This window comes from Actinokineospora sp. PR83, assembly GCF_021056305.1.
GTDB lineage: Bacteria > Actinomycetota > Actinomycetes > Mycobacteriales > Pseudonocardiaceae > Actinokineospora > Actinokineospora spheciospongiae.
The window spans coordinates 47,640-58,189 of record NZ_JAJCXD010000003.1 but is presented as its reverse complement, the minus strand read 5'-3'; the positions used below and the strand labels follow the sequence as shown (position 1 = coordinate 58,189).

The window sequence follows — 10,550 nt, the reverse complement described above, 5'->3', positions numbered from 1 at the left end:
TGTTCCCGCGCCCGCCCGCCACCACCGGCGGCGCCGGGGTCCCGGTCCCGGCGACGGACCCGGAGGCCGCGGCGGTGCGCCCGCCGTTCCACCCGCCCGCCCCGCGACCACCCGCGGGCGCCGGGGCGGTGCGCACGTCGGTCCCGACGCCGCCGGTGCGGACGCCGAACCCGGCTGACCGCCCCGCGGGCACCCACCCGCACGCCAAGCCCGACGTGCCGGGGGTCCCCGGCGCACCGAAGTCCCCGTCCGCCTCCAGCGTCCCCACGCCTCACCAGAGCCCAGATTGGCGGTACCACGCGTGACCGGTCTCCTCGAGTCCGAAGACCAGTACACCCCGCAGTCCCTCAGCACCGCGGCGGCCCGCAAGCTGGCGACGACGACCAAGTCCGTCCCGCAGATGCAGGAGATCTCCCCCCGGTGGCTGCTGCGGCTGCTGCCCTGGGTGGAGACCCCCGGCGCCGCCTACCGGGTCAACCGGCGGCTGACCTACACCGTGGGCGACGGGCGCGTGTCGTTCACCAACACCGGCGCGGACGTGGCGGTGGTGCCGCCGGAGCTGCGCGAGATCGGCATGCTGCGCACCTTCGCCGACGACGAGGTGCTCGGCGTGCTGGCGGGCCGCTTCCAGCAGCGGACCGTGGGGGCCGGTGAGGTGATCACCACCGGCGGCCAGGCCGCCGACGGCATCCACCTGATCGCGCACGGCAAGGTCACCCGCTACACCGAGGGCGCCTACGGCGACGACGCGGCGGTCGACATCCTCGCCGACGGCCAGTTCTTCGGCGAGAAGGCGCTGCTGAGCAGCGACGCCACCTGGGAGCACACGGTCAAGGCGAACACGCCGTGCATCCTGATGTTCCTCTCGCGCAGCGACTTCCTCGCCGTGCAGGAGCAGTCGGAGGCGCTCGGCCTGCACATCGAGGCGTACCGGGCGCTGTCCACGGGCGCGCAGAACCGGTGGGGCGAGGCGGAGATCGCCCTGGCCTCCGGGCACCAGGGCGAGGTCCCGCTGCCGGGCACCTTCGTCGACTACGACATGGCCCCGCGCGAGTACGAGCTGAGCGTCGCGCAGACCGTGCTGCGGGTGCACACCCGGGTGGCCGACCTCTACAACGACCCGATGAACCAGGTCGAGCAGCAGCTCCGGCTGACCATCGAGGCGCTGCGCGAGCGCCAGGAGCACGAGCTGATCAACAACCCGGACTTCGGGTTCCTCAACAACGCCGACCTCAAGCAGCGCATCCACACCCGCGAGGGCGCCCCGTCCCCGGACGACCTCGACGAGCTGCTGTCGCGGCGGCGCCGGTCGGACTTCTTCCTGGCGCACCCGAAGGCCATCGCGGCGTTCGGCCGCGAGTGCACCAGGCGCGGCCTGTACCCGCCGACGGTCGAGGTGCACGGCAGGCAGGCGGTGTCCTGGCGCGGGGTGCCGATGCTGCCCAGCGACAAGATCCCGATCAGCGAGAACAACACGACCTCGATCATCGCCATGCGCACCGGTGAGTCCAGCCAGGGCGTCATCGGCCTGCACCAGACCGGCATCCCGGACGAGTACCAGCCGGGCCTGTCGGTGCGGTTCATGGGCGTGGACGACAAGGCCCTGCTGTCCTACCTGGTCAGCACCTACTACAGCGCCGCGGTGCTGGTACCGGACGCGCTGGGCGTCCTGGAGAACGTCCAAATCGGACTCTAGAGTCCTGGAGAAGGGACACCATGCCCACTGTCGACGCGCGCCCCGGACACCGCTCCGCGCGCGAGGTGCTCGCGCACAGCCGCACCCTGCTCGACCCGGCGCTGCGCGCCGCGGTCGACGGTCTGCCAGAGTCGATGCGCGGCATCGCCGGGTACCACTTCGGGTGGTGGGACGAGCACGGGCGCACCGCCTCCGCGGACGCGGGCAAGGCGGTGCGCCCGGCCCTGGTGTTCCTCGCCGCCGAGGCGGTGGGCGGCGACCCGCTCACCGCCCTGCCCGCCGCGGTGGCCGTGGAGCTGGTCCACAACTTCACCCTGCTGCACGACGACGTGATGGACGGCGACCGCACCCGGCGCCACCGCCCCACCGCGTGGACCGTCTTCGGCCTCGGCCAGGCGATCCTGGCGGGCGACGCGCTGCTCACCCTGGCCTACGACGTGCTCGCCGCGAGCGGGCACCCCAAGGCGCAGGAGGCCGCGCGGGTCATGTCGGCCTCGGTGCTGGCGGTGCAGGACGGCCAGGCCGCCGACCTGTCGTTCGAGAAGCGCCTCGACGTGGGTGTCGAGGAGTGCCTGCGGATGGCCGAGGGCAAGACCGGCGCCCTCCTGGGCTGCTCCACGGCCCTGGGCGCCCTGTTCGGCGGCGGCGACGCCGACCAGGTCAACCACCTGCGCGTCTTCGGCGAGCGGATGGGCCTGTCCTTCCAACTGGCCGACGACCTCCTCGGCATCTGGGGTGATCCGGAGACCACGGGCAAACCGGTCCACTCGGACCTGGCCAACCGCAAGAAGTCCCTGCCGGTCGTCGCCGCCCTCGCCGAGGTCTCCCCGGCGGCGGTGGAGCTGAGCGCGATCTACCACAGCACCACCGCGCTGTCCCCGGACGAACTGGCCCACACCGCGAGCCTGATCGACACCGCGGGCGGCCGCGCCTGGGCCAGGAACCACGCCGACGACATGCTGGCGCAGGCCCTCGACCGGCTGGCCGCGGCAGGCCCCCTGGCCCGCCCCGCGGCGGAACTGGCGAGCCTGGCCCACCTGGCCGCCCGCCGGGACCACTAGAACCGCCCCGAACCGGGACTGCGCGGCGGCCTGGATGAGCGGCTCCGCCAGGCCGGTGACGAGGCCGCCCGCCCCGCCACCGGCCCGGCAACGGGCCCGCGAACCCGCTCGGGGCAAGGGGATCGGCGAAGCAACCCACCCCACAGGCCCGGCCACCAGCCACCCCACTCGGCGCAGCAACAACCAGCCACCCAAACCCCACCGAGGCGCAGCCAGCGACCACCCGCCAACCCCCAGCCGGGCGGGCGACCACCCGAAACCCACCATGCGCAGCAGGCGACCGCCCCACCAACCGTCGGCCCGACGCCTGCCACCCGCAACCCCACCGTGCGCAGCGAAAGCCAGCCGCCCCCGCAACCGCAGGCCCGGCTACGCAGAGGCCCGGGTGGGTGGATCTGCTTGGGTGGGGGAAGCGATCATGTGCAAGCCTGCCCGGGCTGTGGGGCATCCCTTCAGCCCCACTCGGTCACACTGGGCACATGATCGCTGTAGGGGCCCCGCCCGAGCAGATCCACCCACCCGGGCACCCACACCAAACGACCGGCCCTTGAGCCAAAGCCACACGAAACGATCCCGGCGAAGCGGACCCACCCGAGGCACCAGCGACAAACGACCGGGCTTGAACCATGGCCACGCGGATCCACCCTGGCACCACCAAGACCGTGGAATCACGCCCACTGGACACCGAAGTGCCCGGCGGCACCTGGGTCACGCTGGGCGCGGGCGCCACCGGTTTGGGCGTGTTCTCCCAGGACGACACCGGGTACCTGGCAGCACGAGCGGCGCTGGGCGCGTGGTTGGCGGTCAGCGGGCCGCCGGAGGTGCCCTCTCTGGTGTCGGCCGGGTAGTGGACAGTGCCGCCCGCGAACCCCGCGCCTGCCTGCACCCGGGCGGAGTTGTCACGCGGTGCGCGCGACTACGTCCACAGGCCGGTGCCGTAGGTGTCCTGGCCGCGGTGGACGACCTGGCGCAGCTCCATCCGGCGGACCTTGCCGGTGCCGGTGCGCGGGACCTGCTCCCAGGTGAGGACCACCGGTTCGGCCAGCGGGGGCAGGTCGTACTGCGCGGCCCGCCAGGCCCACACGTCCAGCGTGCCGTCCCGGGTGACCAGCACCGGGACCGGTGTCGTGCCGGGGGTGCCGAGCACCACGCACTCGACGACGCCGGGTACCCGGTCCTCGATCACGTCCTCCAGCTCCACCCCGCTGTGCCCGGGGATCAGGTCGACCTCCCGGTCCAGCAGCCGGAAGGCGCCCAGCGGGGTGCGCACGCCGACGTCACCGGTGTTCCACCAGCCGTCGTTCCACTTGGCGTGCCAGCGGTCGTGCTCGCCGACGTAGCCGACGCAGACCACCGGGGTGCGCACCAGCACCAGGCCGGGGGTGCCCGGGGGCAGTTCGGCGAACGTGCGCGGGTCGACCACCTTGAGCCGGGTGCGGCCGGGCACCGGGCGGCCGAGGTCGCGGGTGGTGGGGTGGCGGCGCTCGGCGGCGGCCAGCGCGCGCCGGGTCAGCACCCGGAAGGTCAGCGGGCCGGTCTCGGTCTGCCCCCACACCTGCAACCACAGCGGTCCGCGGCGGGCGGTGGCGCCGAGGTAGGCGCGGACGGTCGGCGGGTGCATGGCGTCGAAGGTGCTGACGTAGAGCCGCACCCCGCGGAACGGGCCGTCGGGTCCGGTCATCGGCATCCACCGGACGTAGGTCGACGGCAGCGCCTCCACCGTGGTCGGCGGGTGTTCACGCAGCACCGGTTCGGCTTTCTCGGCGTCGGAGACCACGACCAGCTCGCGCGGGCCCAGCGACAGCACCGAGGCCGTCCACGGCACGGCGCGGCCGTGGCTGAAGGCGATGGCGGAGCAGGCCGTGTCCGACGCGCGGGTCGACACCACCGGCAGCCGGGTGGCCTCGGCGGCGGCGATGCCGTGCAGCAGGGTGCGGGTGGTGTGCACGACCAGCTTCGGCAGCCCGGTGGTGCCGGAGGTGTGGTTGACCACCAGCGGCGCGTCGGGGGCGCGCTCGACCGGCGGCGGGGGCGGGTTGCCGCGCAGCGAGGCGAGGCTGACCGCGCCGGGCTGCTCGCCGTCGAGGCAGACCGTGCAGCCGACCAGGCTGGTGAGGTCGATGCCGTGCTCGTGGCCGTCGTCGAGGACCGCCCTGGAGGTCACCAGCGCGGTGGGCTCCAGCCGCTTGAGCAGGACCTGCAACGACTCCGGCGTGAGGTGGTCCGACAGCAGCGCGGGCACCGCGCCCAGCCGGGCCGCCGCGGCGGCGATGAGCACGTAGTCCCAGTGGTTCTCCTTGACCACCGCCACCGAGTCGCCCGGTCCGACCCCGGCGGCGTGCAGCGCGCCCGCCGTCTCGCGGACGAGGGCGGCCACGGCGGGCAGGTCGAACCGGGTGCCGCGCAGCGGGGCCAGGTCCAGCGGCCGGTCCAGGTGCACGACCGTGCGGATGCCTCGGGCGACCACGTCGTCGAACAGGGTGCCCAGCGAACGCACTTTCACGGGAGTTCCTTCCTGCCCAGGACGGTCACCATCACCTGCGAGAGCCAGGTGTGCGCGGGGTCGGCGAAGTCGCGCACGGCGGCGTCGACGGCCGCCTCGGAGACCCGGCCGAGGAGCCGGGGCCGCAGGTGCTCCAGCCACAGCGCGTACCAGCGGGCCGCGGGGGTGCCGCCGCGCACGACCTCCGCGCGCCCCTCGGCGTGCACGGTCAGGCCCGCGTCCTCGGCCAGGTCGACGTCGAGCAGGCCACAGCGCGGGTGGTAGCCGGACTCGGCCATCACCGCGTAGGCGGCGGCCTTGACCTCGGGGTGGAACGGGCCGTCGGCGTGGCTGAACAGCGACGCGGTGTCGGTGTCCTCCAGCACCAGCCAGCCGCCGGGGGCGAGCGCGTCGGCCATCCGGCGCACCGCCACCCGCCGCCGGTCCAGGTGCTGCACCACGAGCCGGGCGTGGACCAGGTCGTAGTCGCCGCCGGGCGGGTCCTCGCGGGTGATGTCGCCGCGGTGCACCCGCACCCCGGGCACCCGGCAGCGGTCGGTGTCGAGGTCGACGGCGGTGACCGAGGCGCCGCGGGCGGCCATCCACCCGGCGACGGACCCGCGCCCGGCGCCCACCTCCAGGCACCGCCAGCCCGGTCCGACGCCGAGGGCGGCCAGCCGGACCTGCGTCCCCGGGTCCCACAGCCGTTCGCCGAGGACCAGTCGCTCGTCCTCCTTGGCGAAACCGGTGTCGAACACGTACGTCGCGGTCACGTCGAACTCCCCACGGGTGCGGTCCTGCGGTCGAGCACCCGGTCGGCGACCAGTTCGGCCGACCGGACCGCCCCCTCCGCGCACGGCCGGGCGGTGTACCAGTCGCCGACGTAGTCCACAGTGGAGGATGGACGGGCGGTGAAGTCCGACCGCAGCGCGAGCGCGGTCGGGGTGGGCATCGGCAGCCCGTGCCGGAACCGCGACACCACCGAGTCCAGGGTGGCGGCGGTCATCCCGGGCACGTACCGCTCGGCCCCGGCCAGCAGCGCCGCGGCGGTCTCCCGGTCGTCGGCGTCGAGCCAGTCGGTGGGCCGGGTGGCCACGACGCTGACCAGGCCGCGCCCGGGCGGGACGCGGTCGGGGTGCTTGCGGTGCTCGAAGGACAGGCCCGCGACGCGGGTGTCCTCGACGGCGGGCACGGCCAGGGCGAACGAGTCGGTGGGCGGTCCCAGCGGCCGGTCGAGCAGGTACCCGACCTTCACCATCGGCCGGAACTCGCAGGCGTGCACGTACTCCGGGGCGGCCGGGTGCAGCGCGGCGGCGACCGGGGCGGGCACGGCGAGGACGATCTGCCGGGCGGTCAGCGTCGCGGCGTCGGTGACCAGCCGCGCGCCGGTGCGGGTGGTGGTGACCGCGCGGACCGGCACGCCGGTGCTGACGGCGAGGTCCGCGGCGAGCCTGCGCGCCGGGGTGTCCATGCCGCCGCGGTAGGTGCGGTAGGTGCTGGGGGCGCCGACGGCGCGCAGGTGCGCCAGCATCGGCCCGGCGCAGGCCAGCCGGGTGTCCCAGCCGAAGAAGCCGCCCGCGAGCGGCTGGACGAGGTAGTCGTGCAGCTCCCGGGTGCCGACGTCGGCGAGGAGGTGCCCGGGGGTGCTCTCGGGCGCGTCGGTGTCGAGCCTGCGCCCGCCCAGGGCGGCCACCATGGCGGCCCGGCCGAACAGGCTCAGCCCGCTGCCGCGCAGTTCGCCCAGGTGCGCCCGCGCCCGCCCGCGGCGCCACACCGCGATGTCGCGGCCGATCACCGGGGCGTCGTCGGTGGTCATGCCGAGTTCGCGCAGCAGCCGCCAGGTGGCCGGGTAGCCGCCGGTGCCGAGCATCTCCGCGCCAGCGTCGAACACGCACCCGTCGCGCCGCACGCAGGCCATCCGCCCGCCGACCACGTCGGCGGATTCGAAGACGTGCACCGACCGGCCCGCGTCGGCGAGCCTGCGGGCGACCGCCAGCCCGGCGATCCCCGCCCCCACCACCGCCACGTCGAGGTCGGCGCTCATGCCGCACCGCCCAGGAGGTTGACCGCGATCAGGGACACCACGGTCACCCGGTGCGCCAGCAGGCCCAGCTTCCGCGCGCGCAGCACGTCGCCCAGCCCGACCCCGCGCCGCAGTTGGGCCACCCGCACCGCCATGGCGGGCAGCAGCGCCAGGGCGAACCACCACGGCCCCACGCCGAGCCCGGCCGCGAACACGACCAGCGCGACCTCGGCGAGCGAGAGCCCGGTGATGAACGCCCGGTTCCCGGCCGGACTGGCGAGGACGGCCACCGTGCGCCGCCCGACGGCCGCGTCCCCGGCGGCGTCGGCGGTGTTGGAGTACACGCCGAACAGCAGCGGTCCCAGGCCGAACAGCACCGCCTCGACCACCACCAGCGGTGTCAGCTCCCCGGTCACCAGGCCCACCCCGCACAGGACGAGCCCGATGCCGAACCCGGCCAGGAACACCTCCTGCCCGCCGCGGTAGCTGATCCGCAGCCCCCAGGAGTACTGCACCGACGACAGCAGGCACACCAGCAGCAGCACGAGCGTCCACAGTGGAGCACCCAGGCCCAGCAGCAGCCACACCGCGCCACCGGCGAGGGCGCAGCCGCAGGCGAAGCGGATCGCCTGGGCGTCGGTCAGCTCCCCGGTCAGCAGGGGTTTGCGGGCCAGCCTGCGGGCGGGGGCGTCCGGGCCGTAGTTGGCCGCGTCGCTGCCGTCGCGGTGGCCGGTGACGTCGTCGAGGGCCACCGAGGCGGCGACGACCAGGACGGTGCCGACGCCGAAGAGCAGCAGGGTGCCGGTGCCCCGCCCGCCGACCAGCGTCCAGGCCAGCGGCAGCGCCAGGTAGTAGTCCCAGACGTCGAGCTTGGCCAGGCGGGCGTAGGCGCCGAAGTCGGCGCGGGTCAGCGCGGTGGTCACCGGACACCCCCGGGGAAGGAGCAGACCGCGTCGGCGACGGCCTCGACCTCGGCGTCGGTCAGGTGCGGGTAGATCGGCAGGGCGAGGGTGCGGGCGCAGGCCAGTTCGGCGTGCGGCCAGTGCCTGCCCGCCCTGGCGTACGGGGCGAACGCCTGCTGCGCGGGCAGCGGGGTCGGGTAGTACACGTGGCTGCCGATGCCGTGCCGGGCCAGGTGCGCGCGCAGGTCGTCGCGGCGCTCGGCCAGCAGCGAGTACACGTAGTGGCAGCGGCCCTCGCGGCCCGGCGGCGGGGGCTGCACGCCGCGCTCGACCACCTCCTGGAACCGGGCGGTGTAGTAGTCGGCGATGTCGGCGCGGCGGGCCAGCCTGGCGGCCAGGCCGGGCAGCCTGCGCAACTGCACGTCGGCGGTGATCTCGTCGAAGCGGCTGTTGTAGCCGACCAGGTGGTGCTCGAAGCGGCGGCCAGGGGGCTGCCCGTGGTTGCGCAGTATCCGCGCCAGCCTGCCCAGCTCCGGGTCGTCGGTGATGACCGCGCCGCCCTCGCCGACCGTGCCGAACGTCTTGACCTGCACGAACGAGAACACGCCCGCCTCGCCCCAGCGACCGGCCGGGATGCCGTCGAGCACCCCGCCCTGGGCCACCGCGGAGTCCTCGACGAGCCGGACGTCGTGCCGGTTGGCCAGCTCGCGCATCGCGGGCATGTCGGCCATCACCGAGAACATGTGCGCGGGCATCAGCGCCGCGGTGCGCCCGGAGACGGCCTGCTCGACCTCGTACGGCTCGACGGTCATGGTCCACGGGTGCACGTCGGCGAAGACCGGGGTGGCGCCGACGGCGATCACCGAGGCGGCCAGCGGCGCGCACCCGAATGCGGGCACCACCACCTCGTCGCCGGGGCCGACGTCCATCGCGCGCAGCACCAGGATCAGGCCGCTGGTGCCGCTGGAGCAGGCGACCACGTCGGCGGCGCCGGTGTGCTCGCGCAGCGCGGCCTCGAACGCGGCGGTGCGCTCGCCGAGGATGAACCGCTGCGCCGGGTCGGTGCCGACGCGGCGCACGGTGTCGAGCAGCTCGGCGTGCTCGTCGGCGAACAGGTCCGGGGGGAAGAACGGCAGCTTCACGCGCCACCCCCGCCGTAGAAGGCGCGGACCAGGTCGCACACCCGGTCGAGGTCGTCGTCGGCGAGGTCGGGGTAGAGCGGCAGCGCCACCGCGTGCGCGCAGGCGTGCTCGGCCCGGGGGAACTCGCCGCGGCGGTGCCCGAGGTCGGCGAAGCAGGGTTGCAGCGGCAGCGGGGTCGGGTAGTAGACCTCGGTCTCGACGCCGTGCGCGGCCAGGTGGCGCACCAGCTCGTCGCGGTGGTCGACCTCGACGAGGTAGACGTAGAACACCGGGGTGCTCGGCACGTCGCGGCGGACCACCGTGGGCAGCCTGCGCACCCCGGCGCAGCCCGCGAGCCGCTCGGTGTAGCGCAGCGCCAGCTCCGCGCGCCGGGCGATGTCGGCGTCCAGGGTGCCCAGCTTGGCCAGCAGGATCGCGGCCTGGAAGTCGTCCATCTTGCTGTTGAGGCCGGGGACGGTGCTCTCGGTGTTGATCGCCGGGAAGTCGTCGACGGTGCGCCCGAAGCGGCCGTGGTGGCGCAGCGCCGCCGCGGTCTCGGCGATCCGGTCGTCGTCGGTGATCACCGCGCCCGCGTCGCCGAGTGCCCCCAGGGTCTTGGTGGGGAAGAAGGACAGCACCCCGCCCGAGCCGACCAGACCGGCGTGCACGCCGTCCCAGCGCATCCCGATGGCCTCGGCGCTGTCCTCCAGCAGGGTCAGCGCGTACCGCTCGGCCACCTCGGTCAGCGCGCCGAGGTCGGCGGTCTGGCAGAACAGGTGCGCGGGCATCAGCACCCGGGTGCGGCGGGTGACCGCGGCGGCGGTGGCGTCCGGGTCCATCGCGTAGGTCAGCGGGTCGACGTCGGCGAACACCGGCCGACCGCCCGCGAGCACCACCGAGGACGCCGAGGCCACGAAGCTGAACGCGGGCACCACCACCTCCGCGCCCGGGGTGAGCCCGGCGGCGCGCAGCAGCAGCACCAGCGCGTCGGTGCCGGAGTTGACGCCGACGACGTGCCGGGCCCCGGTCCACCGCGCGAGCGCCTCCTCGAACGCCCCGACCAGCGGCCCGTGCGAGTACTTGCCGCGCTCCAGGACCTCGGTCAGCAGCGGCTCGACCCGGGGCCACAGGGCGGCGAAGCCCGCGGCCTGGCTGAAGAAGGGCACCCGCGCGCCCTGGGGTGGCAGGAAACCGGAGACCGTGGCGGCCTGCTCCATCGCTGTCCTCTCCGGACTGGGCACCAGCACGGCCCCCAAGGTAGGCCC

The 10,550-nt window shown here is 74.7% G+C and carries 9 protein-coding genes and 1 pseudogene; 3 read left to right on the top strand and 7 right to left on the bottom strand.

Annotated features, from left to right (window positions below; translation table 11 throughout):
- A pseudogene (locus tag L6E12_RS01065) lies at positions 1-268 on the bottom strand (hypothetical protein); the annotation flags it as partial.
- 33 nt (positions 269-301) lie between these two features.
- On the opposite strand from L6E12_RS01065, the gene L6E12_RS01060 reads away from it, so the two are divergent.
- The 3 genes from L6E12_RS01060 (at position 302) to L6E12_RS01050 (ending at position 3,605) form a co-directional block, all read left to right on the top strand.
- Positions 302-1,696: a family 2B encapsulin nanocompartment shell protein gene (locus L6E12_RS01060; protein WP_236225956.1), complete on the top strand. Its 1,395-nt coding sequence runs from the start codon at positions 302-304 to the stop codon at positions 1,694-1,696.
- Between the two features lie 20 nt (positions 1,697-1,716).
- The gene (locus tag L6E12_RS01055) at positions 1,717-2,757 is read left to right on the top strand and encodes a family 2 encapsulin nanocompartment cargo protein polyprenyl transferase (protein WP_236225955.1); all 1,041 of its coding nucleotides are present in this window, start codon (positions 1,717-1,719) and stop codon (positions 2,755-2,757) included.
- Between the two features lie 662 nt (positions 2,758-3,419).
- Positions 3,420-3,605, top strand: coding sequence for a hypothetical protein (locus L6E12_RS01050; protein WP_236225954.1), 186 nt, complete (start codon positions 3,420-3,422; stop codon positions 3,603-3,605).
- A gap of 68 nt (positions 3,606-3,673) precedes the next feature.
- Here L6E12_RS01050 and L6E12_RS01045 read toward each other — a convergent pair whose 3' ends face one another.
- The 6 genes from L6E12_RS01045 to L6E12_RS01020 are packed head-to-tail and all read right to left on the bottom strand — an operon-like array spanning position 3,674 to position 10,532.
- Positions 3,674-5,260 (bottom strand): class I adenylate-forming enzyme family protein, encoded by a 1,587-nt coding sequence (locus L6E12_RS01045; protein WP_236225953.1) that lies wholly within the window; start codon positions 5,258-5,260, stop codon positions 3,674-3,676.
- Complete coding sequence (locus L6E12_RS01040) at positions 5,257-6,012, bottom strand: methyltransferase domain-containing protein (protein ID WP_236225952.1); 756 nt, start codon at positions 6,010-6,012, stop codon at positions 5,257-5,259. Before L6E12_RS01040 ends, L6E12_RS01045 begins: the two co-directional genes overlap by 4 nt.
- A complete protein-coding gene (locus L6E12_RS01035) occupies positions 6,009-7,283 on the bottom strand; it encodes an NAD(P)/FAD-dependent oxidoreductase (RefSeq protein ID WP_236225951.1) in 1,275 nt (424 codons plus the stop codon). Before L6E12_RS01035 ends, L6E12_RS01040 begins: the two co-directional genes overlap by 4 nt.
- The gene (locus L6E12_RS01030) at positions 7,280-8,185 is read right to left on the bottom strand and encodes a UbiA family prenyltransferase (RefSeq protein ID WP_236225950.1); all 906 of its coding nucleotides are present in this window, start codon (positions 8,183-8,185) and stop codon (positions 7,280-7,282) included. The genes L6E12_RS01035 and L6E12_RS01030 overlap by 4 nt, the downstream gene beginning before the upstream one ends.
- Positions 8,182-9,306: a DegT/DnrJ/EryC1/StrS aminotransferase family protein gene (locus tag L6E12_RS01025; RefSeq protein WP_236225949.1), complete on the bottom strand. Its 1,125-nt coding sequence runs from the start codon at positions 9,304-9,306 to the stop codon at positions 8,182-8,184. The genes L6E12_RS01030 and L6E12_RS01025 overlap by 4 nt, the downstream gene beginning before the upstream one ends.
- Positions 9,303-10,532 carry a DegT/DnrJ/EryC1/StrS family aminotransferase gene (locus L6E12_RS01020; RefSeq protein WP_308073948.1) on the bottom strand — a complete coding sequence of 410 codons (1,230 nt, stop codon included), beginning with the start codon at positions 10,530-10,532 and terminating at the stop codon, positions 9,303-9,305. Before L6E12_RS01020 ends, L6E12_RS01025 begins: the two co-directional genes overlap by 4 nt.
- Positions 10,533-10,550 lie beyond the last annotated feature (18 nt).